Consider the following 23,832-nt stretch of genomic DNA (forward strand, 5'->3'; position numbering starts at 1 on the left):
CCGATCCGGAGCCGATCCGGAGCCGATCCGGAGCCGATCCGGAGCCGATCCGGAGCCGATCCGAGCTGACCCGAGCGAAGGGCCCCGAACGAGATGTCGTCGCCGTCCCCGCACGAGCTGACCGTCACCCCCGCGCTGCTCTCCGACCCGCTGGTCCGCCCACTGCTGCGCGGGCTGGCGCACGAGTACACCGCCCGCTACGGCTCGGCGGCCAACGAGCTGAGCCGCTATCCGGCGGCGGAGTTCGCCCCGCCCCACGGCCTGCTGCTGCTCCTGCTGCACGACGGCTCGGCCGTCGCCGGCGGCGCGTACCGCCGACTCGACGAGCACACCGCCGAGTTGAAGCGCATCTGGACCCATCCCGCCCACCGCCGCCGGGGGATGGCCCGCCGGGTGGTGGCCGAACTCGAACGGGCGGCGGCGGCGCGCGGCTACCGGCGCGTCTGGCTGACCACCGGGCCCCGGCAGCCGGAGGCCAGACAGCTGTATCTGAACGCCGGTTACGCCCCGCTGTTCGACCTGGCCGCCGCCCCCGAGACCCTCCACCTGCTGCCCTTCGAGAAACGGCTCGCGCCCGGGGAGACCCCGCCCGGGGAGACCGGGCCCGGAGCGACCGCGACCGCGAGCGCCGACGCCACCGTCCCGCGCATCTGACCGCACCCCGACCGGAGGACCCGTGAGCAGCGCCCCGCCCGCCGCCCCCCTGCCCGCCCAACACGCCCCGCTGAACGACGACTTCGCGGAGCTGGCCACCCTGCCGGTGGTCCCCGCCCGGCACTACGGCCGCTGGCTGGCCGGGGCCCTCGTCGTGGTGCTGACGGCGCAGTTCCTGCACGGCCTGGCCACCAACCCCGGCTGGGACTGGCCCACCTTCTTCGACTACCTGCTGGCCGAGAGCGTCCTCAAGGCGGTCTGGCTGACCATCCAACTCACCTTCTACGGCACCGCGTTGGGCTTCACCCTCGGCGTGCTGCTGGCCGTGATGCGGCTGTCGCGCAGCCCCGTGCTCCGCGCCGTCGCCTGGACCTACGTCTGGGCCTTCCGCTCGATCCCGCTGATCGTGCAGCTGCTGTTCTGGTTCAACCTGGCCTATCTCTACCGGGAGTTGGGCCTGGGCATCCCGTTCGGGCCGGTGTTCTGGACGTTCGAGACGATGCACCTGGTCGGGCCGCTGGCCGCCGCCGTGATCGGCCTCGCGCTGCACCAGGCCGCCTACGCCGCCGAGATCGTGCGCGGCGGGATCATCGCCGTGGACTCCGGCCAGCGCGAGGCCGCCGCCGCGCTCGGCCTGCCGAAGGCGCGGCAGCTGCGCCGCATCGTGCTGCCGCAGGCGATGCGCGGCATCCTGCCCAACGCGGCCAACGAGATCATCAGCCTGTTCAAGGGCACCTCGATCGTCTCGGTGATGGCGCTGGGCGAGCTGTTCTACCAGGTGCAGGTGATCTACGGCCGCAACGGGCGGGTGGTGCCGCTGCTGATGGTGGCGACCGTCTGGTACATCGTGCTCACCACCGTGCTGACCGTCGTCCAGCACGCCGTGGAGCGCCGCTTCGCCCGGGGCGCCGAGCGCGAGCCGACGCCGGGACCGTTCCGCCGCGCCCGCGAGGCGCTCCAACGGCCGCCGTGGGCGGCCCGGTTGGCCCGCCGGGGTCAGGCGCCGCCGGGCGCCGCGCCCGAGGCACCCGGCACGCCCGAGGCGCGGGCGGGGGGCGCGCGGTGAGCGGCCCCGCGCCCATGGTCGAGGTGCGTGGCGTGCGGAAGAGCTTCGGCGGGGTCGAGGTGCTGCACGGCATCGACCTGACCGTGGCCGCCGGCGAGGTGACCGTGATCCTCGGCCCCTCCGGCTCCGGCAAGTCCACGCTGCTGCGCGCCATCAACCACCTGGAACGCCCGGACGCCGGACTGGTGCGCGTGGACGGCGCGTTGATGGGCCTCCGCCGGGTCGGCGGGCGCCTCCACGAGCTGCGGGAGCGCGCCGTGCTGCGGCAGCGGGCCAGGATCGGCTTCGTCTTCCAGAACTTCCACCTCTTCCCGCACCTCACCGCGCTGGAGAACGTGGCGGAGGCCCCCGTCGGGGCGCTGCGCCGCCCGCGCGCGCGGGCGCGGCGGGAGGCGGCGGCGCTGCTCGACCGCGTCGGCCTCGGCGACCGGCTGGACGCCTACCCGCGCCAGCTCTCCGGCGGGCAGCAGCAGCGCGTGGCCATCGCCCGCGCCCTGGCCCTCTCCCCCAGGGTGCTGCTCTTCGACGAGCCCACCTCGGCGCTCGACCCGGAGCTGGTGGGCGAGGTGCTGACCGTGATCAGGGACCTGGCGCGGGGCGGCACGACCATGCTCGTCGTCACCCACGAGATGGGCTTCGCCCGCGAGATCGCCGACACGGTGGTCTTCATGGACCAGGGCCGGATCGTCGAACAGGGCCCGCCCGACGCGGTGTTGGACCGCCCCCGCCATCCGCGCACCCGCGCCTTCCTCGCCCAGGTCCGCTGACCGGCCCGCTCACCCTTCCTACGAAACGAGGCCCCATGAACGTCGTCGTCCGCCCGCCCCGCGCCCGCGCCACGGTGCCCCTGCCCGCCGCCCTGGCCCTGGCCGTCACGCTGCCGCTGGCGCTGGCCGGCTGCGCCGACCCCGAGGACGGCGGCACCGAACCGGCCTCCGAGACCGCCACCGACCAGGCCCAGGAGATCAACCTCTCCCCCGACCAGAACCGCGTCAGCACCGAGCCGGTGCCCGAGATCGCCGCGCTGGTCCCCCAGGAGATCCGGGAACGCGGCACCCTGGAGGTGGTCAGCACCGCCGGGACCGTTCCCCCGCTGTCGTTCTACGCCACCGACGACCAGACCGTGATCGGCGTGGAGACCGACATCGCCTCGCTGGTCGCCGACGTGCTGGACCTGGAGGTCAACTACAACGTGGTCGACTGGGCCAACATCTTCGTCGGCCTCGACAGCGGCCGTTACGACGCGGGCTTCGCCAACATCACCGTCACCGAGGAGCGCAAGGAGAAGTACGACTTCGCCACCTACCGGCTGGACAACATCGCCTTCGAGGCGCGGGCCGACGCCGACTGGACGGTGACCGGCCCCGAGGACGTCGCCGGCCGCAGCATCGGCGTCACCTCGGGCACCAACCAGGAGGCCATCCTGATCAGTTGGAGCGAACAGAACGAAGCCGCCGGCCTGGAACCCACCGACATCCGGTACTTCCAGAACTCCACCGACTACTACCTCGCGCTCTCCTCCGGCCGCCTCGACGCCTATCTCGGCCCCAGCCCCAGCACCGCCTACCACGCCCGGGTCACCGGCGAAACCCGGATCGTCGGCACGTTCTCCGGCGCCGGCGACAACATCCAGGGCGAGATCGCCGCGACCACCCGACGCGACAACGGACTGATCGAGGCACTACACGCGGCGCTCAACGAGACGATCGAGAACGGCACCTACGCGGAGGTCCTGGACCGCTGGGGCCTGGCCGACGAAGCCGTCGAGGCCTCCGAGATCAACCCGCCGGGGCTGCCGCCGACGGAGTAGGGGCGGCGAGCCCCGAAACGCGGGGCCACACGCGGACGAGGGCTCGGGCAGCGCCATCAGGCCCGGGCCCTCACCGCTGCCCGAGTCCGAGGCCCGTCGCCCCCGCCCCCGCGTTCCCGTTCCCGTTCCCGGCGGACGGAGTCGATTTCCGGCGGCTCTGTCACACCCATGCGATGCGACGTGCCAAGGCCGTTTCCGGGTGTCGGATCGCATCACCACCACGGTCCCGGGCACGACTTCACCCACTTGCCGGTCCGTCAGAACGATCCAGCGCGCCGTTCCTCCCTAGTGTCCTTATTGCGGATGTGTACGGACGGTGCCCGGTTCTGCCAGAAAGAGGAAGAACCACCTGGTTTTCGCAGTCACCTGGACACCGAAGAGAGAACCGCCCAACACATTCTCGGAGGAGCAGGCAAACGATGACATCGCAGATCTTCCCCAGATTCCGCTGGCGGGCCCTTCACATGTGGATCGCCGGGACACTGGCGGTACTGCTCGGGTCCCTGGGACTGATGGTGACGGCCGGTCAGGCCCAGGCCATCGCGACCGCGGTGCCCCTGGGGACCGCCGACAGCTTCGCGGTTCTGGGCGGCCAGTCCGTGACCAACACCGGCTCCACCGTGGTCACGGGAGATCTTGGCGTGAGCCCGGGGACGGAGATCACCGGCTTCCCGCCCGGGACGGTGAACGGGGCCACCCACTCCGCGAACGCCGTAGCCCTCCAGGCACAGACCGACCTGACCGCCGCCTACGACGACGCCGCCAGCCAGGCCCCCGACGCCAACATCGCCGGTGACATCGGCGGACTGACGCTGCCGCCCGGGGTCTACAACGCCTCCTCCTCCATCGGTCTCACGGGCACCCTGACCCTGGACGCCGAGGGTGACCCCAACGCCGTCTGGGTCTTCCAGATCGGCTCGACACTGACCACGGCGACCTCCAGCGACATCCTTCTCATCAACGGCGCGCAGCCCTGCAACGTCTTCTGGCAGATCGGCAGCTCCGCCACCATCGGCACGGACACCACCTTCGTGGGCAACATCCTGGCGCTCACCTCCATCACGGTGAACAACGGGGCGACGATCGCCGGCCGGGCGCTCGCCCGCAACGGCTCGGTGACGCTCGACGAGAACGTGATCACCCGGTCCGTCTGCGGCACCGACGTCACCGGCGAAGTGACCGGCGAGGTGACGGGCGAGGTGACCGGAGTCGTCACCGGTGAGGTCACGGGCGAGGTGACCGGAGTCGTCACCGGTGAGGTCACCGGAGAGGTGACCGGCCAGGTCACGGGCGAGACCACCACCGGGGGCCTGATCGCCGGCCCGACGGGCGGCCTGATCGCGGGGACCACCAGCGCGGGCACCACGGGCGGACTGATCGCCGGCCCGACGGGCGGCCTCATCGCCGGAACCACCAGCGGCGGCCTCACAGGTGCCCACACCGGCGCGCACACGGGCGGCCACAGCGGTGGACACACCGGCGGCCACTCGGGCGGCCACAGCGGTGGCGGCCACAGCGGCGGCGGGCACAGCGGCGGCGGGCACGGAAAGGACCACTGCAAGAAGCCCCATGAAGAGGGCAGGCCCCACGACTGCAAGAAGGAGCAGGACGGACACGGCGGCCACGACAAGTAACGGCGAAGGCCCGGCCACCCCCACGGTGGCGGCCGGGCCGTGAGCAGGCCGGCGTTCCGCGTCCCCGTGCACGCGGAACGCCGGCGCCGTTCCGAGAGAGAAACACGCGGAGGAAGCCAGATGAAAGCGGCCGGGCCAGTCCCCGAAAAGACGGAGGGGGAGGCACCCGCCGAGCCTCCTCGCCCTGTGTCGGAACATCCCCGACCACCGCGCCTCCTGAGAGGAACGGTGAGTCTGATCGTGGCGCTGTTGGTCGTCGTCGCGTCCGTTCACACGGTGATGGTGTTCTTCCATGTGGCCCCCAGAAACGCCGTCTCACAGCGTTACGGAGAACAGATCGACGCGTGGGTCTATCCCTTCTTCGAACAGGACTGGAGGCTTTTCGCCCCCAATCCGGCCTCGGCGAACGTCCAGATCTCGGTGAAGACCCGGCAGGAGATGCCGGACGGCGCGACCCGGGAGAGCGACTGGTTCGACCTCACCGCCCTGGACACCTCCGCCGTCAGGCACCACGTCTTCCCCAGCCACACGGCGCAGAACACGTTGCGCCGCGCCTGGAGCGCCTACGTCGACGCCCACGGCGCGGAGGACGTGCCGCACTCGGACCGCGCGGTGATGCTGCGGGACTACCTGCGCAACATCGCGGCGGACCGCGTCGCCGAGCACAGGCCGGGGCCCTTCGACGCCGTGCGGCTGCGGGTGGAGACCGTGCCGATCGCGGCCCACGGCGCACAGCAGGTCAGTCCGAACGCGGTGGAGACCAGGGATCTGCCCTGGTGGGAGGTCTCTCAGGGATGAGCACGCACAACGAACAGGCCACGGCGCGCCCCGTGCCCTCGCCACGCGGCGTCGGGCAGTCCGTGGCGGACCCCGCCACCGAGCCGCCGGACACGCCGTTCGGCGCGCTCCGGTCGGTCCTGACCGGCCGGGCCAGGCACCTCTACGGCGCCGCCGTGCTGCGTGTCGGGTACGGGCTGCTCTACCTCGTCTTCCTGCTGCGGGAGTTCCCGCACCGCGACGAGATCTGGGGGCCCGGCTCGCCCTGGACACCCGCGCTGACACGGCAGCTCTTCGACCAGACGGGGTGGGTCAGCGTGCTCACCCTCTCCGACAGCAGGCTCTACTTCGAGGCCGTCTACGCGCTGGCCATGCTCACCGCCGCGCTGTTCCTGCTGGGCTGGCACACCAGGGTCGTCTCCGTCGTGTTCGCCGTCCTGGTCGCCTCGTTCCACGCGAAGGCCATCTTCGTGACGGACGGCGGGGACAACCTGATCCTGCTGATGGCCCTGTACCTGAGCTGCACCGCGTGCGGCCGGCGCTGGTCCCTGGACGCCAGGAGGGCCAAGCGCCGCGCCGCCGCGAAGGGCCACGCCGCGCCCGTTCCCCCGGGGGCGGAGGCGGGTCGCCCGGGACTGCGGCAGCAACTCACCCTATGCCGCGAGGAGTTGACCACCGCCCTGCACAACTGCGCCATGGTGGTCATCGCCGTGCAGGTCTGCGTCCTCTACGGTGCGGCGGGCCTCTTCAAGGTGCAGGGCGGCGCCTGGGGCAACGGGACGGCGCTGCACTACGTGCTGAACCTCGACCTGTTCCGCCCCTGGCCCGCGCTGTCGTCCCTGGTGGACAGCCACGAGGTGCTCCTCACGGTCATCTGCTACCTGACCGTGCTCTCCCAGGTGGCCTTCCCCTTCGTCCTCTTCGGCAGGCTCAAGTACCCCGTGCTCGGCCTCATGTTGGCGACGCACCTCAGCATCGCCGCGCTGATGGGACTGCCGCTGTTCTCCGGGGCGATGATCGTCGCGGACGCGGTCTTCCTGTCCGACGGCGCCTACCGGTGGCTGGCCGGGGCGGCGCGCGGCCGGCTCCGAGGCCGGCGCCGGCCGCCGGAAGGGGTCGACGACGCGCGCCCCGGCCACGACGCCCCGGAGGCCGCCCACCCGGCCGGGACCGACCACGGCGAACCGGTCGGCGCGCGCTGACGGACCACGCCCCCGCCCGCCGGGGGGACACGCCCCCCGGCGCAGCCCCGGTTCAGCAGCGCTCGACCCACCGGTGCGACAGCGGCGCGTAGCCGCCCTCCAGATTCCCCTGGGTGTTCACCGAGGTGCAGCCGGTCCGCCGCGTCGGACGGGTCGTGTCGATCCCCGTGGGGACGAAGTTCCTGCCCCGGTCGTAGGCCACGTCGTGCCGGGACTTCGTCCTCCGAGACCCACCCGCCGGGGCTGCCGCCCACCGACTCAACCGGGCCCTGCGCAGGGTCCGGCCGGGTGGGGCCCCCGGCCGGACCCACGAACGTCCGCGTCGCCGTTCCGCTCAGCAGGTGGGTTCGGTGGCGGCGAACTCCAACTCCAGGAAGCGGGCCCGGTAGAGGCTGACGTCGGCGAAGACGTCGTCCAGCGAGGAGGAGTTGACGTTGTACGACACCACGAGGGTGTCGTCCTCGCTGAGCACGGTGTGCACGGCGACGTTGTAGGTGTAGATGTCGCCGGCCGCGCCCTCGTCGAACTCCGGCTGTGCATCGTTGGCCGTTCGGGCAACCGAGCCAGGACCGAACAGGGCGCGGGCTGCTCACGTCGACCGCAGGAAGCGTTCCAAGCTCGCATGGCGGACGATCGCAGGAGTTCCCTCAAAGAACTACACATCGTACCCCTTATTTCGCAGCCGCTCCGCAAGCGAGGTCTGATGAGGAGGCCTCAGGATGTACTTATCTTTCATCGAGTCCAACGACTCGAGATACGCGGCCACCTCCGCTCCAGGCTCATACTTGTCCTCATCATCAACATACAGGGCGTCAATCAAGCCGACTTTCGACAACCCAATATCTACGATGACACCCCAATTGAAGATCGCCACAACGCGGCCGACGACGAGTGATCCCACGAGCTCAAGCTCAGAAGGATTCTGATCTCCATTATTCATTCGATCAATTCCCTCGGATAGCGATTCAGCACTTCGAATTGCGTATTCGGAATGGCAACCTCCACCCCCGGCACCCCATTATGGGATCCAACATACGAACTGAAATAACGATCGAAATCGGCCTCCGGTATTCTAACTCGAACCACCGCCGAGTCATATCCTCCACGACTCGCATAATCGAGGGCGATCTCTCGGCCTTCATCCTGGAGACCGAAGTACGCCCTACCGTCGGGGTATCCATTTCCTGACCCCGGGAAATCAGCCGGGTCGAACCCGTCCTCCAGCAACCTCTGCGTCGTACCCCGGCTTGGCGCCTTGTAGATGCTCACATCACAGTCCGACCCTGAATTGTGCGCCAGCACCGGCGTCTCGCCCGCCAGCACATAGTAGGTGTGTGGGCCCTCCACCGTGAGGTTGTGGACAGCGGTGCCCCGGGTGTGCCGGGTGGAGGCCGCGACGCGGGTCAACGTGCCGTCGGGGGCGGTGAGTTCGGCGCCGGGCGGCAGGTCGGCCGCCTCGGTCCAGGAGCGGGTCGTCTCGTTCCACACCGGGTGGTCGTCGGTGGCGACGAGAACGGCCCGGCCGTCCTCGGTGTCAACGACCAACCGGGTCAGGTACTTGGTCTCCGTCGTGGCGATCTCGGCGGTCACCGTCCGCGCGCTGGTCTCGCCCGTCTCCGGGTCGGTGGCCACCACCTCGTCACCGATCCGCACCTCCTCGATGGGACGGCTGGTGCCGTCGGCCATCAGGACGCGGGTGCCGGGGACAAAGCTGTTGCACAGCGCGCCGTCGCCGGAGCAGCGTGTCGTGTCGGGGACGACGGCTCGGACGGCGATCAACGCCGCCTTCAGGCTGCCCGCCAGGTCGGTGCCGGTGTCGAGGCACGCCCCCACGTCGGAGTCGGCGATGCAGGCGGGCAGGTCCACCAGCGGAATGGCGCTGTAGAGGAACTGCCCCAACGCCTGCATCCACACCGGTGGTTGCCGGGGCACCGGCATCTCGTCGGTGCACGCCCAGCCGCAGCGGTACAGCGCGGCGGCGCGGCACGCGTCGTCGCACTGCGGCTGGTACCCCCGCGCGTCCTGGGAAGAGCAGCTGAACCCGCAGCGGTAGTCGCGGGCGGCCTGGCTGGCCCGGTTGCTCCAGGTGCGGCCGGCGCTGCCGACGGTCTGACGGGTCGCGTTGGTGATCTTCCGCACCCCGCTCTTGATGCCCCGGATGATGTCCTTGAAGAACAGCCCCGTCGGGTCGGCGAAGGTCAGCGGGTTGTTGTTGGCGTAGGTGTAGCCGTGGATCTGCTGCGGGTCGGTGAGGTCCATCACCGGGTCGAGGGAGAGGAAACGCCCGGTGGCCGGGTCGTACTCGCGGGCGCCGAGGTGGGTCAACCCCGTCGAGGTGTCGGTGGTGCCGCCGACGTAACCCCGGGTGCCGGGCCAGGAGTCGGCGTCCGCGCCCCGGATCTCGCCGAAGGGCAGGACGCGTCGCTGGCTGGCCTCGAGCGTCCACGCGTCGACGGCGACCCGGGCCGTGCCGAGGTGGTCGGCGAGGGTGTAGGAGATGTCGCCGTTGTCCTCCAGGACGACCAGGTGCCCGCCGCCGGCGTCCACATAGCGGGTGGCCCGGGCCGTCGAGGCGCCCGCCGGGAGGACGACCTCGGTGTGGCCGAGGTACAGCGTCGTCTCGGTCGGGGTGCGGCCGATGAGGCGGTTGCCCTCGGCATCGTAGAGATACTCGGTGCGGGTGCCGTCCGCCTCGGTGACCTCGGTCAGCCGCCCCTCGGCGTTCCACGCCAACTCCTGGGTGTCGCCGCCGGTCTGGCGCGCGACGGTGTTCCCGGCGGCGTCGTAGGCGTACTGCTCCAGGGAACGGACCTCGGGGGTCTCCTCGACGACGGAGGTCAGGGTGTGCGGCTGCGGGCCGCCGGCCTCCGGGTAGGCGTAGGTGCGGGTGGTGTCCCGTTCGTGGAAGGTCTCGGTCAGGCGGTTCCCTGACAGGTCGTAGGCGTAGGAGTGCCAGTAGGGCGCGGGCCCGCCGAGGGTCGCGTCGGCCGGGTCGGCCGCGCACTCCTCCTCGGTCTGGGCCCAGGCCTCGGTGAGGCGCCGCAGGTGGTCGTACCGGAAGCACTGGGTCTCGCTGCCGGTGAGGGAGACGTCGTTGATGGAGGTGACGTTGCCGGCCTCGTCGTAGGAGTAGGTCTCGTACCGGTCGGGCCCGCCGGCGAGGAAGCGCATGGTCCAGGAGGTCTTGAGGCGCTGCGTTCCCCACTCGTAGGTGTTGGTGACCCACGCCGCCTCGTACGCGTCCGGGTCGAGCTTCATCTCGAACTGGAGCGGCTTGCCCGTCAGGCTGTAGTTGGTCCGGGTGTACAGGCCCTGGGAGCCGTCGAGTCCGACCTGCCGTCGGGTGCCGTCCTCGTAGCGCGGGGTCACGGTCAACGAGGAGAGGTTCCCGGCGGCCGGGTAGGTGTACGCCTCGGGCAGGCCGGAGGCGGCGTAGCTGGTGGCCGTCTCGTAGGAACCGGCCAGCGCGCCCTCCGACGCGGGGATGGTGACCTCGGTGCGCAGGGCGCGGTAGAGCGCGTCGTACTCCAGGACGCGGGTGGTGTAGGGCTCGCCGTCCTCGTGGCGGGTGGCGGCGGCCAACTGCCCCTGGGCGCCGGGCACGGTGTCGTACTCCCAGGTCGCGAGCGTCTCGCCGGCCCCGTCGCTGAGTTCGGTGCGCCGGCCGAGGTTGTCGTAGGCGTAGGCGAGGGTGGCGCCGCGCGCGTCCGTGGTGCTGGTGATCTGGTCGCGGTCGTCGTGGACGCTGACGGTGGTGCCGGCGTCCGGGTCGTGGGCCTGGGTGCGGCGGCCCAACTGGTCGTACTCGTAGACCCATTCGTTTCCGGCGGGGTCGGTGACGCGCGCCAGCAGGTCGAAGGGCGTGTAGGCGTAGGTGGTGGCGTCGAACGCGGCACCCAGGGTGCGCTCGTGGTGCTGGCGGAGTTCGGTGGTGCGGCCCCGCACGTCCTGGATCGTGGTGGTGGCGGTGTCGCCCTCGGGCGGGATGACGGTGGTGCGGTCGCCGAAGTAGTGGGTCTCGGTGGTGCCGAGGATCTCGCCGCCGTCGCCGTTGCCCGCGACGAGTTGCCGCCGGGTCTCCCGGCCGAGGGCGTCGTAGCTGAGGCGGGTCTGGGTCTCGATCTGCGGCACGTCCGGCAGGTAGAGCTGGTTGGTCGGCGCGCCCGAGCCGTGGTACGGGGCGTGGGTGCGGTGCGGCAGGCCGAGGGCGTTGTAGAGGGTGTCGGTCAGCAGCCGCCCGCCGTCGGGGCCCGGGTCCTGGGTCTGGCGTTCGCGCAGCAGGCCGTCGTAGAGGACGTAGGAGGAGTCCTGTTCGCCGTCCACGCCGATGGTGCGGGTGCGCACCGCGACGGGCGAGCCCTCGACGAAGCGGTAGTCGAACTGGTACGTCGGGGTGTCGTCGGGGTCGCGGTCGGGCAGCCAGACGTGGCTGGCGCGGCCCAACGCGTCGTGGCGCAGGACGGTTTGGTGGCCGTTGGTGTCGGTGGTGCGCACCGGCAGGGCGCGCAGCGGGTCGAGCGCGATGACGTTGGTCTGCGCGGTGCTCGGGTCGTCGGGGTCGGCCGGCGGCGAGGTCTGGGTGACGGTGGCCGGCAGGCCGGTGGCGGGCTGGTAGGCGGTGGTGACGGTGCGGCCGTCGTTCCGCGCGGTGCCCTCGACCGCCCCGCCCGGGGCGAACTCCTCCTCCGCCTGCGCAAGGACCCCCAACGCCGTTCCCTCCGCGTGCCGTTCGACCGCCACGGCCGCGCCAGCGTCCACCGCGCCGAGCACACCCTGGCCGAGGGCCGCTGGGACGCCTTCCTCGCCACCGCCGAGCGGCCGAAACCCCAACGCCTCGCCGCCCGCCTCGTCGAGACCGCAGCGCTGGTCGTCGCCCGGCCCCGCGCTACCCCCAGGGGCGCCACCGCCTGGATTCCCTACCCCACCAAGGACGGCAACCTCACCCTCCGCACCTGGCAGCGCCCCCACCACGCCGAGGTCACCGAGATCCGCACCACCGACACCACCGTGACCATCGCCGTCAACGCGCCGGCCACGCCGGGCAGCCGCGTCACCGCCCGCGACGCCACCGGCCGCGAGACACCGCTGACCGTCACCCCCACCGCCGACGGCCACCTCTCCGCCACCCTCGCCTACGCCGACCTGCCGCTGCCCCCGTCCGCGCCCGCCGAGGCCCGCGTCTGGCGCCTCCACCTCACCACCCCCGAGGGCCACACCGCCCCGCTCGCCCGCATCGCCGGCGACACCCACGACCGCCGCAGGACCGACGTCCATCCCACGGCCCCCCTCCGGAACGGCGACCTGACCGTGCGCCCGGCCTTCACCGGCGACAACGACCTCACCCTGCTCGCCGAACCCGCCGCGCCCCCCACCCCTGTGGGGAACTGACAACGCCCGGCCCGCCCCGCCTCGTTCTACTTGTCGGTAACGGGGGCTAGCCGGGCCCGGCGCCCGGCTCTACGTTCGTCCCATGCCGAACCTGCCCGATGTCGTGCTGTGGTCCATACCGGCGTTCGTGCTGCTCACCGTCGTGGAAATGGTCAGTTACCGCATCCATCCGGACGAGGACAAGGCCGGGTACGAAACCAAGGACGCCGCGACCAGTCTCAGCATGGGCCTCGGCAGTCTCTTCTTCGACCTCCTGTGGAAGATCCCGATCGTCGCGATCTACACCGCCGTCTATGAACTGACCCCGCTGCGCGTCGAGTTGACGTGGTGGACGGTCCCGCTGATGCTCCTCGCGCAGGACTTCTTCTACTACTGGTCGCACCGGGGCCACCACGTCATCCGCGTCCTGTGGGCCTGCCACGTGGTGCACCACAGCAGCCGGAAGTTCAACCTCACCACCGCGCTCCGCCAGCCCTGGACCAGCCTCACGTCCTGGCCGTTCTACCTGCCGCTGATCGCGCTCGGCGTGCACCCGGCGGCCCTCGCGTTCTGCTCCTCGCTCAACCTCGTCTACCAGTTCTGGATTCACACCGAACGCATCGACAGGCTGCCCCGCCCCGTCGAGTTCGTCCTCAACACGCCATCCCACCACCGGGTGCACCACGCCTCCCAGGGCAGCTACCTGGACCGGAACTTCGGCGGCATCCTCATCGTCTGGGACCGACTCTTCGGCTCCTGGGCCGGCGAGGTCGAGAGGCCCGTCTACGGCCTCACCAAGAACATCACCACCTACAACCCGCTGCGCGTCGCCACCCACGAGTACGCCGCCATCGCCCGCGACCTGCGCGCCGCGCGCGGCTGGCGGGAACGGGCGGGAAGGGTGTTCCGTGGCCCCGGCTGGCAGCCCGCCCCCGTTCCCGGCGTCGCCGAGTTCCCCAACTCCCCCGGAACCCCCCGGCCGACCCCGCCGACCTGCTGACCCCGGCGCCCCGGGACGTGGCGCGGCGGGTCCCCGAGGAGTTCCGGGGCGAGGACGACCTGTGGCTGGGCGAGATGCGGGTGGTCCAGGTGATCGTCCACAACCCCGAGATGCTGCCCCCCGAAGAAGCCCCGCAGGACTGGGAGGACCTGACCGACCCCGCGTTCCGGGGCAGGATCCTCATCCGCGACGTGGCCTCCTCGGGCACGACGCGCGGCATCTACACCGCGATGATCTGGCGCCTGGCCCAGCCCGGAGACGATCCCCGGCCCGGCTACGAGTGGCTGCTCGACCTGGCGTGGCGTTGCCTGGCGGCTCCGGACGGATACCGGTGCCGCGCCGACCTCGAACTGGCCGTCGGCGACGAGGCGTCCCTCTCGCTGCGGCCGGAGACGCTGCGCTTCGTTCCCGAGGGCGAGGGGCTGTCGCGCGGCACGGTGAGGAACCTGGAGTTCAACGGCGCGACCACGTCCTACGACGTGGCCGTGGGCGACCACACGCTCCAGGTCACCACGCCCGAGCGGGCCGCCGGGCCGCGCCCGGGCGATCCGGTGGCGCTGGCCTGCGAGGTCGAGCGCGCCTGGCTGGTGACGCCGTGACGACGGTCGACTCCCCCGTCCACGAGGCCGCCTCCGCCCGGCGGCGCGGCCGGTTCACGCCCTCGGGCGACCGGTTCGTCCATGTCCTCGCCACCCCGGTGGTGCTGGTCCCGCTGCCGTTCGTCGTGGTGCCGATGGCCAACACGGCCTGGACCAGCGTCGGCGGCGACGGCTTCGGCCCCAACTACCGTTCGTTCCTGTCCGGTTCCTCGCGCGAGGCGTTGCTGCTGTCGCTGGGCGTGTCCCTGGGGTCCGTCCTGACCTGCGGGGTGCTGGGCACGCCGCTGGCGGTGCTGCTCTCCCGCCTCGGTGGCGATGGGCGGGGTAGCCGGGGTGCTGCTCGTCCTCACCTTCACGATGTACCCCTTCTTCTGTCTGACGGTGCGGGCCGGACTGGCCGGGCTGGACTCGTCGTTGGGGTCAGCCGCCGCCAGCCTGGGCGCCGGCCGGGCGCGGGTGTGGCGGACCGTGGTCCTGCGGCGCGTCCGCCGCCACGGCACGCGAGGCCGCCGCGACCGCGCGCCTGGTCGCGGCGCGGGTCAGGGACGGGGCGGCGGGGGTCCCGGGGTGACGGGTACGCGGGGGCGCACGGGACGGCGCGGGCAACGGGGGAACGGGGGTTGGTCGGCGGCGCCCGGCTCGTTGGCCGGGCGCAGGCACTCTGTTCCCCGGCCTTCGCTCACCAGTACGCTCGCCGCAGTTGTCGGACGATCGCGGAGGCACGCGGATGGGGGAGCCGACCTTCGGGGTGCTGGGGCCGCTCCAGGTGCGGTCGTCGTCCGGCGGGCCGGTGCCCGTCGGCGGGCCGAAGCCGAGGGCCGTCCTCGCCACGCTGCTGCTCCAACCCGGCGGGTTCGTCTCGCTGGACCTGCTGACCGAGGTGCTGTGGCCCGGCGGCGCGCCCCGGTCCGCCGTCGCCAACGTCCGCACCTATGTGCGCACCCTGCGACGCGCGTTGACGGCGGCCGGCGTTCCCACCGGCGGGCTGCGCACCGAGCCGGCCGGCTACGCCCTGGACGTCCCGTCGCACGAGGTCGACCTGCCACTCTTCGAACAGCGCCTGCACGACGCCCGGTTGGCGGACGAACGCGGCGACGCCACCGCCGCGCTGCGCCGCTACGAGGCCGCGCTCGGGCTCTGGCGCGGCGGCGTCCTCGCCGACCTGCCGCCCAGCGTGGTGTGGGACCCGGCCGTCACCAGGGTCGAGGAGCTGCGCTCGGTCGCGGCCGACCGGTGCCTTGAGGTGCGGCTGCGCCTGGGGGACTACCCGCCGCTGGTCGCCGAGTTGCGCACCCGGCTGGTCGAGGACCCGCTGCGCGAGGACCTGTGGCGGATGCTGGTGCAGGCGCTGCACGGCGCCGGCCGCACCGCCGAGGCGCGCGCCGCCTACGCCAGGGCGGAACGCACGCTCGCCGCCGAGCTGGGCGTCGAGCCCAGCGCGCCGCTGCGCACCGTGGGCGCCGAGGTCAACGGCTACGCCGGGCCCCGGCGCGCCACGACGCCGGCGCCGGTCTGCCAACTCCCGGTGGACGTCCCCGACTTCACGGGCCGCGCCGAGGAGGTCGCCGCGCTGGAGCGGCGGCTTTCGGCGGCGCGCGGCGCGCCGGTGGTCGTGGTGGTGTCGGGGCCGCCGGGCTCCGGCAAGTCGACGCTGGCGGTGCATGTGGCGCACCGGGTGCGCGCCGCCTTTCCCGACGGGCAGCTCTTCGTGGACCTGGGCGGGATGAGCGACCAGCCGCGCCAACCGGCCGACGTGCTGGCCGAGATGCTGCGCGGCCTCGGCGTCATCGACGGCGCCATCCCCGCCGAACTGGGCGAACGCGCCGCGCTGTTCCGCTCCCGGCTGGCGCAACGCCGGTTCCTCATCGTGCTGGACGACGCCGGCGACGGCGCGCAGGTGCGGCCGCTGCTGCCCGGCACGGGCGGCTCGGCGGTGCTGGTCAGCTCGCGCCGCCGGCTGCCGGGGCTGCCGGCGCACCACTGCCCGCTCGGCGTGATGCCGCTCGACGACGCCCGCGCGCTGCTCGCCACCATCGTCGGCCCCGACCGGCTGCGGCGGGCGGGCGCCGACACCGACCGGGTGCTCGCCGGCTGCGGCGCGCTGCCGCTGGCGGTGCGGATCGCCGGCTCCCGGCTGGCGAACCGGCCGGGCTGGACGCTCGGCACGCTCGCCGACTTCCTGCACGACGAGCGCGGCCGGCTGGACCAGCTGCGGACGGGCGAGCTGGAGGTGCGGGCCAGCGCCGAGTTGAGCTACCGCCACCTGCCGGGGCCGGCGGCCGAGACGTTCCGCGTCTTCGGGCAGCTGCCGGACGAGCCGGTCGCCGGCTGGCTCGTCGCGGTGGCGGCCGGCCACGCCGACGAGCGGCCCGGCGGCCTTGAGACGCTGCTCGACGAGCACCTCGTGGAGGTGGTGGCCACCGACCCGCTGGGGCTGCGGCGCTTCCGGATGCACGACCTGCTGCGCTGCTACGCCCGGGAGTTGGCCGAGGAGGAACGGGCGGCGGTGCGGCTCACGCGCCAACTCCGTTCGTTCGACGCCCTGATCGCGCTCGCCCGCTGCGCCAACGCGGCGATGCCCACCCGTTTCCTCGGCGTCCTCGGCGAGGCGGTGCCGCCGACCGGGCCGGCCGCCGCCGTGACGCCGGCCGTGCGGGCCAGGCCCGTCGCGTGGCTGGAGACCGAACGCCGGGTCCTGGTCGCGGCCGTGGAGTCGGCGCTGCGGCTCGGCGAGGTGGCGCGGGCGGCCGAGTTGGCCATCGAGCTGGCGAGCTTCTTCGACATGCGCGGCTACTACGACGAGTGGCTCCGCACCCACCGGCTGGTGCTCGACGCGATGCGGGCGCCGTCCGCGTCGCGCGCGCCGTCGGAGACGCCGAACGGCGCCCCGCCCGACGCCCGCGCCGCCGCGCTGCTCCGCAACCTCGGCCAACTCCACCTCTACCAGGACCGTTACGCCGACGCCGTGGCCGCGTTCGTCGCCTCGCGCGAGATCTTCGCCGCGCTGGGCCTGCGTTCCGGCGAGGCGGTCGCCGCCGTGGGGGCGGGCTCGGTGTACCGGGTCCTCGGCGATCTCGACGCCGCGCTCGACACGTTCGCCGAGTCGCTACACGACTTCCGCGCGGCCGGCGACCGGCACGGGGAGGCCGTGGCGCACAACGCCATCGCCTCGGTGTGGCTGGAGCGGCGCGACCCGGAAGCGGCCGCGCCCTGGCTGGCCGGCGCCCTGGAACTCTCCCGCGACGTCGGCGACCGGCACCGCGAGGCGCAGGTGCGCCGCCGGATCGCGGTGCTGCACGAGCAGCGCGGCGAGCCGCAGGCGGCGCACGGCGAACTGGAACGCGCCCTGGACATCTTCGACGAGCTGGCCGACACCCACTGCGCCGCCTATGTGCGGCAGAGCATCGGGGAGTTGTGCCTGCGGCAGGGCAACGCGGGCCGGGCCTCGGCGCTGCTGGTCGACGCGCTGGCCGCGCAGCGGCAGCTGGGCGACCGCCGGGCGGAGGCCCGAGTGGCGTGCCTGCTGGGCGAGTTGCACCGGGCGACCGGGCGGGAGCACACGGCGCGGCGCTACTTCCACCGTTCGCTGTCGGCCTGGCGCCGGCTCGACGTCCGCGACCAGGCCGAGCTGGTCGACGCCAAGCTCCGCGCGGTGCGCTGACCGCGCGGCCCGTCAACGCGCGTAGCGTTCCGGCGGGTTGACGGGCCGCGAGGCGCGGCGCGCGAGGCGCGGCGCGCCGGCGGTGGGGTCAGCAGTTGTTGGTGCTCCGCTGGGTGCGCTTGAGGAAGTCGGACCAGCGGACGCCCTGCACCACCGAGACGACGACCGAGCCGTTGTGGATCTGCTCGTAGTGCAGGTGCGGCGACAGGTTGTACTTCGCGGACGTGGCGCCGACCGTTCCGATCCGCTGGCCGCGCGTCACCTGCGCGCCCACCGCGACGCCCCGGGACCTGAGGTGCGCGTAGCGGGTGCGCCAGCCGTCGCCGTGGTCGATCACGATGGTGTTGCCGTAGCCGGTGGTCGTGGAGTAGTGCGAGGACACCACCCGGCCGCCGGCGCTGGCCAGCACGACCCGGCCCAGGTCGTCGGGGTTGCCGTTGGCGTCGTAGTGGTTCCAGTCGATGGAGTGCGCCGGGCTGTGGCCGTTCCAGTTGCTGCCGGTCCACACCTGGTCGCAGCGGAACGGCATCCGGAACGCGGGCCGCGCCAGCGCGTCCACGTCCGAGGCGGCGGCCTCCGCCGAGCCGCCCTCCGCCAAGCCGCCCTGCGGCGCGGCGACCGCGAGCGGGGCGGCCACCACCACGGCGGCGACCGCCCCCAGAGCCGCCCATAACCTGTGGGAACGTCTGCGCATGGTTACTCCCCTGTCCTGCCGGTCTCGATGACGCGGCGATTCAAGCGCGGACGCATACAAAGCACATACACGCCGGGACGGCGGCACCGGGCGGCGGCCCGGCCGCCGGGTGCGCCCGGCGGGGCGACCCCCGCCGCCGCGCGACCTCGCCGTCGTCCCGGGTGAACCGGAGCCGGATCGGACCCCCGTCGACCGCACGCGATACCCGAACAGCGCATATCCCAACTCATGTGCGACGGCGACGACTTCGGGCACCCTCCGAAAAACCCGCACCTCGACGTGCTCGGCACCGTCGAACCTGGAGACGTGGTCCTCAGCCGGCATGTGTCCCTCCCCTTGTCGCACTCCCCATCCCCCAGGCACCGGCTCACCCGGCATTACCCGAAGCCGATCGACAGATGTTCTCCCCGGAACACCTGTCGACGCCGGCGCGGATCCCGCTCAAGCGGCCGACCAGGCGGCACGGCGTTGCCGAACGTCCCCGCCGCGATGGCGAGGAGCACCCGGATTCCCGACCGGCGAGAGCGAGGACAACGAGGACAACTCAGCATTCGTCAAAGGTGCTGGCCAGCGCCTCGTCGATCTCGCACTTCCTTCGGGTGCCGGAACGCACGCCTGTAGCTCCGCGAAGGGCACATCGGACGGCTCCATGCCGGGCGACCAAAATCCCCGGGGCCCGGCCACCACTGCGGCCGGCCGCCCACAGGGCAGCGGGTACACCTCGCCGGACCACAGCGGGCCTCGCGACGCGACCAGGGATCGTGTGGCGGGTCCTCCTGGCGGACGGCACCCGCGCCCTCACCACGCAGGGGCATTGGGCCGAGGCCCTGCCCCACGTCGAGGCGCACCAAGGGATCGGCACCCGGACAATCGACGACCGGCAGGTCGCTGTCCTAGCCGCCCTCACCGGGCAGGACACGGGGACGGCCGCCCGGCTGCTGGCCGAGACCGTGCCGGCGACCCCTGGGAACGGGCAGTGGTCGGAGTCCTCACGGCGCTGTGCCGGCGCGCCGCCGGTCGGCCGGCTGACGGAGCACTGGCCGCCCCGGTGGACACCTGCCTTGCGCGCGAGGCGGAACACGGCATAAGCGTTTTCGACACCCGACTCGGCCTGTCCCTCCTCGATCTCGTCGACGGGGCCGACGATCCGTCGGCCCCTCGCATCGTCCACCACCTGTACGCCCGGACAACCCGCCGCCGACGGATACGCCCCCACGAGATCCTCGCCCACCCGCTCTTCGTCGCTCAGGCCAGCGCTCCGCACATCCACGCGCTGCGCGCCCTGTTGACGCCCTGCGCTCTCGGCGCGGGCGCCCTTCCCGACTACGTGGCCATCTCGCTCAACGAAGCCCTCCGCATGTGCGCGGCGACAGCCACCGGATCGTCGAACACGCCCCACGCGCCGTCGTGCAGCGCAGACCGTGGCGCCCTCGGCTCGGCGAACAACCGGGCGGCCGGCTCCTGGAAGAGGTGCCCCAACACCCGCCGCGTGTCCCCGCTGCGGCATCCGCTTCAATCCGCCGGCCATCCACCGGTCGAAGGTACGGCGCGACACCAAGACATCAGCCAGCTGTCGTTCCCCGGTCCGCGCGGCCAACTACCCCGCCGCTCTGCCGAAGTACCGGGTGCGCCCTGGTGCCACGGAAGCCATCTGCTCACATGCTGGCTATCGCGGGGCTGTTGCTTCCCCTCACAGGGGCGATGAGTCCGCGCTTGATGGCCGTTTCCCCAAGCCAGGTCGGATAGTTGCGACCCCCGCCCGGCGATCCGAAGTAAAGATCCCTGCGGGGCGATGACTTGACCGAGCATAACCGGCCCTCGCGATCCGGCCCATCAACTCGGTCGTATCCAACTCAGTCTTATCTCACCTGACTTGGCGATTTGACACATCAGGTAGTCGTCACGCTACTCTCTGACCTCGTCGCCGCCGTGTGTGATCGTCCGATCACACACGCACGGTGCCAGATGGGTCTGACAATCCGCCGTGACCTGCGGTTTCGCGGGTGGGGCTGGCGATCAGCAGAGAGGTGATCGGTTGTGCGGTGGTGGTTGCGGACGCTCGTTCACACGAGCGCCCCGGCATTGCCCTGGGCCGAGGTCCAGGCGCCGGGGCGGGCGGTCTGTTACGCGCTCCTGGAGCGCGGGGCCGCCGAGTTGGGGGCTCGACTGCACAGGGCCGGGGTGGGGCCCCATGGGATGGTGCCGTTCGGATACAGGGCTCCCGTGTTCCCCGGGGCGCGCCGACGCCGGGGCGTCTACGCGGCCGGAGGGCGCGGCTATGTCGACCTCGGCAGCCCGCTGCCCGAGGTGATCGAGGGCTGGGCACGAGGGCTCGCGCAGATGCCGGTGATCGCCTGGGGAGCGACGGCGCTCATCGTTGACCACGTGGAGGTGCGGGAGGCGCCGGATTTCCGTTCGGGGAGGGCGCTGTTCCGCACCGTGACGCCGGTGGTCATGAAGACCTCGGGCCGCGACGACGCCGGTCGGCGAACCACCCGGCAGGCGTGGTGCCTCCCCGGTGAGCCGGAGTGGGACGTCTTCATGCAGGCCAACCTCCGCCGCAAGGCGGAGACGTTGGGCCTGGACCCGGACGTCTCCCTGGACGCCGTGACCTGGGTGGGGCCGAAGCGCTCGTTCCAGGTGGCCTCGGCGAACGGTCCCGGCGGGAAAAAACCCGGCGCGTGCGTGGAGGTCGAGGTCTCCGGCCCGCCGGAGACCCTGGCCGCGCTCCACGCCTGGGGGCTGGGCCAGGCGAACGCCGCCGGCATGGGCTGGATCGGATCGCAGCGATGACGTTCACGCGATCGGAAACCGATCGCCACACGAGGAGGGGCGGAGCCAGTGACGACCACTGAGGGGTCGACCAGTTGGGCGGTTGAGCTGACCGCCAGTCCACTTCAACGGGTCGGCGCGTTCGCCCTGGCGGGGCTGGTCAACCTCAAGCATCCGGAGGAACTCACCTCGGACTCCTTCGAGTATGCCGTCGAGACGATGACCGCGCATCTCCTGGACACCGCCGGTCTGGCGAAGGCGGACGAGCCCGGCGGGTACTGGCTGAGCGCCAGCTATCTCCTGTGGCCCAACTCCCCCCTGAACCCCACCAACCGAGGCAAGCAGACCGTCGCTCAGCGCCGGGCCGCGATCACCGCCTGGCGCACCCGGCCGGACGCCGCCAGCGCCCCCGACGCGCCCTGCGTCTACTGTGGCCGACCCGCCTGCGGCTGGTACGGGAAGGTGGACATCCCGTTGGGTGCCAGCGTCGCCTACCGGAACACGACCGCACACGGTCACCAGGGAACTCCCCTGTGCTATCCGTGCCTGGCCTGCCTGTGGGCCTTCCCCTACGGAGCGAAGCTCTCCGGCGGGAGGGCCGCCGTCATCCACTCCTGGGACGACGACTTCCTCGGCGTAGTAACGCGAAGGGTGCTCAGGCAGACGAGTCGGCTGTGGAGCCTGGGGATGCCCAAGGGGGTGAAACCCGGCCCCTACGAGCGGGAGTTGGCGGTGCTCAGGGAGATCAGGGACTACGGCCTCCCACTCCGCGCGCCGGTGGAGTTGATGGTGCTGTCCAACTCGAACAAGGAGCAGTTCCTCGATGTTCAGGAGATGGGACAGCCGGTGGCCGAGTGGCTGCGCTCCACCGTGAACTCCCGGCACGCCGCGGGCTATCGGGCCCTGGTCGGGACCCAGGGCACGCAGCGCGTTCCCGGCGAGGCGTTCCTGGCCAAGCGGGCCTTCAGCGATCCGGCGGCGGTGCTCGACTTCGCCGTGCGCCATGTGGTGCGGGGCGTCGGGGAGAAGGCTCTGCTCCCGCCGGTGGCCCCGGAGCTGGGGCGGATTCTCCATTCCTACTGTCGAGAGGTGTTGTCCATGGAGGACAAGGACGTCCAGCGCGTGGCGGTGCTGGCCGAGCGGGTGGCGGGGGTCCTGGGCGCGACGAACAGCCCGGGACCGTTCCGGGAGTTCATCCGGGCCAACGGCCGGGGCGGGAACCTCAACGGCTGGTTCCGCGCACGGTCGGTCGACTGGCTGCTGGACCCGAAACGCCCCGAGGACGCCCCCGCCTTCCTGGCCACAGCCGAGTACCGGCTGCTCTTCGAGGACGAACGGTCCTGGCACTGGCGCCAGTTGCTGCTCTACCGGGTGATCGAGGAGCTGATCGGGGCTGGTTGGCGCCCGCAGGGGTCGGCCACGGAGCTGGAAGAGATCAAGGAGGCGGCCGGGCAGGTCGCCAACAAGGAGGACGTGGAGCGATGACGTTCCTGGTGGGACAGACGGTGTTGGAGATCAAGGCCGGAGCGCCCAACAACGGCCGGGGGGAGGACAACCTGGGCATGGTCAAGCAGTTCAGGGTCGGCCGCAGCGACATCTATCCCTACGTGTCGGCGCAGGCCGGTCGCCGTTGGCTGCGCGACAGCCTGCCGCCGGACGAGGCCGTCTCGCCGGTGACCCGGAGCGGGGAGGGGAAGAAACAGCAGGCGTACACGGCCGGCCGGCCGGACCTGTACCTGGACGACGACCTGTTCGGCTACATGATCGCCGTCAAGTCGGAGTCGAAGACGGCGAAGAAGGGGGAATCCAACTCCTTCATGCGCGACACCGTCCTCGCCACCGGGACGCTCGTCGCCGTGGTTCCCAACCGGCCGGTCACGGACTTCGGCACCATGAGCCGGGGCTTCGGGGCGGATGAACACCCGGTGATCCACGAGCACCAGATGTACACGGCGGACCTCGCCGGGGACCTGCTTCTGGACCTGCCGCGGGTCGGCACGTTCGAGATCGGCGGGAAGAGCATCAGGCCCGCGCTGCCCGCACCCGTCATCGCGGAGGTGGCGGAGCAGGGTGCCGAGCCGGTCGTGCTGCGAGGGCGCGAGTGCCTCCGCCTCCCGATGCCGGAACGGCGGCGGCGCGTCGCGGTTCTGCTGCGCACGATGGCCTCGGTCAAGGGCGGAGCCAAGTGGTCGGCCCACTACGGTGACCGGACGCCCGGGCTGATTCTGCTGGCACCGATCAAGGGGGGCACCAACCCGTTCACCCGCGTGGTGCGGGAGAAGGAGCGCGCCACCTTCTTCGACGCGGACGTGCTCCGCGAGGAAATGAGCGCGTGGGCCGACGAGTTGGACGGTCCGGTGCGCATCGGGTGGGCACCGGGATTCCTCGGCGTGCAGCGGGAGCGCGCCCAGGAGGACCTCGCTGACCTCATCCACGCGAGGCGGGTGACGCTGGATCACCCGCGCACCATGCTGCGGACGCTGGCGGACGAGTTCGAGGCCGGGGAGCACGACGACTGGCTCGACGATCCCACCGCCCCCGCCGCCTGATACCGCCCGTACCTCATCGCCCCTCAGAGGGGCCACGCCGCCGGCCG

19 protein-coding genes are annotated in these 23,832 nt (G+C 72.1%); 14 read left to right on the forward strand and 5 right to left on the reverse strand.

The genetic code is table 11. The features are described from left to right. Positions 1–93: 93 nt before the first annotated feature. The 7 genes from EBN88_RS03450 (at position 94) to EBN88_RS03480 (ending at position 7,143) form a co-directional block, all read left to right on the forward strand. Positions 94–654 (forward strand): GNAT family N-acetyltransferase, encoded by a 561-nt coding sequence (locus EBN88_RS03450; RefSeq protein WP_122182287.1) that lies wholly within the window; start codon positions 94–96, stop codon positions 652–654. A gap of 49 nt (positions 655–703) precedes the next feature. Beyond that, positions 704–1,720: an amino acid ABC transporter permease gene (locus tag EBN88_RS03455; RefSeq protein WP_233580432.1), complete on the forward strand. Its 1,017-nt coding sequence runs from the start codon at positions 704–706 to the stop codon at positions 1,718–1,720. A gap of 14 nt (positions 1,721–1,734) precedes the next feature. Beyond that, complete coding sequence (locus EBN88_RS03460) at positions 1,735–2,487, forward strand: amino acid ABC transporter ATP-binding protein (RefSeq protein WP_122182328.1); 753 nt, start codon at positions 1,735–1,737, stop codon at positions 2,485–2,487. A gap of 35 nt (positions 2,488–2,522) precedes the next feature. Then, positions 2,523–3,530 (forward strand): ABC transporter substrate-binding protein, encoded by a 1,008-nt coding sequence (locus EBN88_RS03465; protein WP_122182288.1) that lies wholly within the window; start codon positions 2,523–2,525, stop codon positions 3,528–3,530. Positions 3,531–3,949: 419 nt separating this feature from the next. Continuing rightward, positions 3,950–5,164, forward strand: coding sequence for an ice-binding family protein (locus EBN88_RS03470; RefSeq protein ID WP_199742237.1), 1,215 nt, complete (start codon positions 3,950–3,952; stop codon positions 5,162–5,164). Positions 5,165–5,392: 228 nt separating this feature from the next. Next, the gene (locus EBN88_RS03475) at positions 5,393–5,962 is read left to right on the forward strand and encodes a DUF5819 family protein (protein ID WP_233580429.1); all 570 of its coding nucleotides are present in this window, start codon (positions 5,393–5,395) and stop codon (positions 5,960–5,962) included. Then, positions 5,959–7,143, forward strand: coding sequence for an HTTM domain-containing protein (locus tag EBN88_RS03480; RefSeq protein ID WP_122182289.1), 1,185 nt, complete (start codon positions 5,959–5,961; stop codon positions 7,141–7,143). Before EBN88_RS03475 ends, EBN88_RS03480 begins: the two co-directional genes overlap by 4 nt. 52 nt (positions 7,144–7,195) lie before the next feature. Here the strand turns inward: EBN88_RS03480 and EBN88_RS30395 are convergent, their stop codons facing one another. From EBN88_RS30395 to EBN88_RS03490, 4 genes are all read right to left on the reverse strand, one after another. Beyond that, positions 7,196–7,345 (reverse strand): hypothetical protein, encoded by a 150-nt coding sequence (locus EBN88_RS30395; RefSeq protein ID WP_158621310.1) that lies wholly within the window; start codon positions 7,343–7,345, stop codon positions 7,196–7,198. Between the two features lie 132 nt (positions 7,346–7,477). Then, on the reverse strand, positions 7,478–7,624 hold the full coding sequence (locus EBN88_RS30400) for a hypothetical protein (protein ID WP_158621311.1): 147 nt from the start codon (positions 7,622–7,624) through the stop codon (positions 7,478–7,480). Positions 7,625–7,798: 174 nt separating this feature from the next. After that, positions 7,799–8,044: a S1 domain-containing protein gene (locus EBN88_RS03485; protein ID WP_122182290.1), complete on the reverse strand. Its 246-nt coding sequence runs from the start codon at positions 8,042–8,044 to the stop codon at positions 7,799–7,801. 35 nt (positions 8,045–8,079) lie between these two features. Next, complete coding sequence (locus EBN88_RS03490; protein WP_158621312.1) at positions 8,080–11,901, reverse strand: RHS repeat-associated core domain-containing protein; 3,822 nt, start codon at positions 11,899–11,901, stop codon at positions 8,080–8,082. On the opposite strand from EBN88_RS03490, the gene EBN88_RS30405 reads away from it, so the two are divergent. The 4 genes from EBN88_RS30405 to EBN88_RS03510 all read left to right on the forward strand — a co-directional run bounded on the left by EBN88_RS30405 (position 11,866) and on the right by EBN88_RS03510 (position 17,770). Then, positions 11,866–12,531, forward strand: coding sequence for a hypothetical protein (locus tag EBN88_RS30405; RefSeq protein ID WP_158621313.1), 666 nt, complete (start codon positions 11,866–11,868; stop codon positions 12,529–12,531). The two genes, EBN88_RS03490 and EBN88_RS30405, sit on opposite strands and share 36 nt — an antisense overlap. A gap of 82 nt (positions 12,532–12,613) precedes the next feature. Beyond that, positions 12,614–13,510 (forward strand): sterol desaturase family protein, encoded by an 897-nt coding sequence (locus EBN88_RS03500; protein WP_122182292.1) that lies wholly within the window; start codon positions 12,614–12,616, stop codon positions 13,508–13,510. Between the two features lie 17 nt (positions 13,511–13,527). Continuing rightward, positions 13,528–14,109, forward strand: coding sequence for a TOBE domain-containing protein (locus EBN88_RS03505; protein ID WP_122182293.1), 582 nt, complete (start codon positions 13,528–13,530; stop codon positions 14,107–14,109). Positions 14,110–14,836: 727 nt separating this feature from the next. Then, positions 14,837–17,770, forward strand: coding sequence for an AfsR/SARP family transcriptional regulator (locus tag EBN88_RS03510; RefSeq protein ID WP_122182294.1), 2,934 nt, complete (start codon positions 14,837–14,839; stop codon positions 17,768–17,770). Between the two features lie 88 nt (positions 17,771–17,858). Here EBN88_RS03510 and EBN88_RS03515 read toward each other — a convergent pair whose 3' ends face one another. Further along, positions 17,859–18,464: a M23 family metallopeptidase gene (locus EBN88_RS03515; RefSeq protein ID WP_122182295.1), complete on the reverse strand. Its 606-nt coding sequence runs from the start codon at positions 18,462–18,464 to the stop codon at positions 17,859–17,861. A gap of 2,223 nt (positions 18,465–20,687) precedes the next feature. On the opposite strand from EBN88_RS03515, the gene EBN88_RS03525 reads away from it, so the two are divergent. The 3 genes from EBN88_RS03525 to cas7i are packed head-to-tail and all read left to right on the forward strand — an operon-like array spanning position 20,688 to position 23,785. Further along, a complete protein-coding gene (locus EBN88_RS03525) occupies positions 20,688–21,257 on the forward strand; it encodes a CRISPR-associated endoribonuclease Cas6 (protein WP_199742239.1) in 570 nt (189 codons plus the stop codon). A gap of 48 nt (positions 21,258–21,305) precedes the next feature. Then, entirely contained in the window at positions 21,306–22,721 is a 1,416-nt protein-coding gene (locus EBN88_RS30410) for a hypothetical protein (protein WP_158621314.1), read from the forward strand. Beyond that, the gene (gene cas7i, locus EBN88_RS03535; protein ID WP_122182297.1) at positions 22,718–23,785 is read left to right on the forward strand and encodes a type I-B CRISPR-associated protein Cas7/Cst2/DevR; all 1,068 of its coding nucleotides are present in this window, start codon (positions 22,718–22,720) and stop codon (positions 23,783–23,785) included. Before EBN88_RS30410 ends, cas7i begins: the two co-directional genes overlap by 4 nt. The last annotated feature ends 47 nt before the right edge of the window (positions 23,786–23,832 follow it).

The sequence above is a fragment of the Streptomyces triticirhizae genome (genome assembly GCF_003696235.1).
GTDB classification, from domain to species: Bacteria; Actinomycetota; Actinomycetes; order Streptomycetales; family Streptomycetaceae; genus Streptomyces; species Streptomyces triticirhizae.

Bases quoted from the DNA above. Each gene is read 5' to 3' on its own strand.
- EBN88_RS03470 (WP_199742237.1), top strand. From the start codon at position 3,950: ATGACATCGCAGATCTTCCCCAGATTCCGCTGGCGGGCCCTTCACATG.
- EBN88_RS03515 (WP_122182295.1), bottom strand. From the start codon at position 18,464: ATGCGCAGACGTTCCCACAGGTTATGGGCGGCTCTGGGGGCGGTCGCC.
- EBN88_RS03465 (WP_122182288.1), top strand. From the start codon at position 2,523: ATGAACGTCGTCGTCCGCCCGCCCCGCGCCCGCGCCACGGTGCCCCTG.
- EBN88_RS03510 (WP_122182294.1), top strand. From the start codon at position 14,837: ATGGGGGAGCCGACCTTCGGGGTGCTGGGGCCGCTCCAGGTGCGGTCG.
- cas7i (WP_122182297.1), top strand. From the start codon at position 22,718: ATGACGTTCCTGGTGGGACAGACGGTGTTGGAGATCAAGGCCGGAGCG.
- EBN88_RS03460 (WP_122182328.1), top strand. From the start codon at position 1,735: ATGGTCGAGGTGCGTGGCGTGCGGAAGAGCTTCGGCGGGGTCGAGGTG.
- EBN88_RS03450 (WP_122182287.1), top strand. From the start codon at position 94: ATGTCGTCGCCGTCCCCGCACGAGCTGACCGTCACCCCCGCGCTGCTC.
- EBN88_RS03500 (WP_122182292.1), top strand. From the start codon at position 12,614: ATGCCGAACCTGCCCGATGTCGTGCTGTGGTCCATACCGGCGTTCGTG.
- EBN88_RS03480 (WP_122182289.1), top strand. From the start codon at position 5,959: ATGAGCACGCACAACGAACAGGCCACGGCGCGCCCCGTGCCCTCGCCA.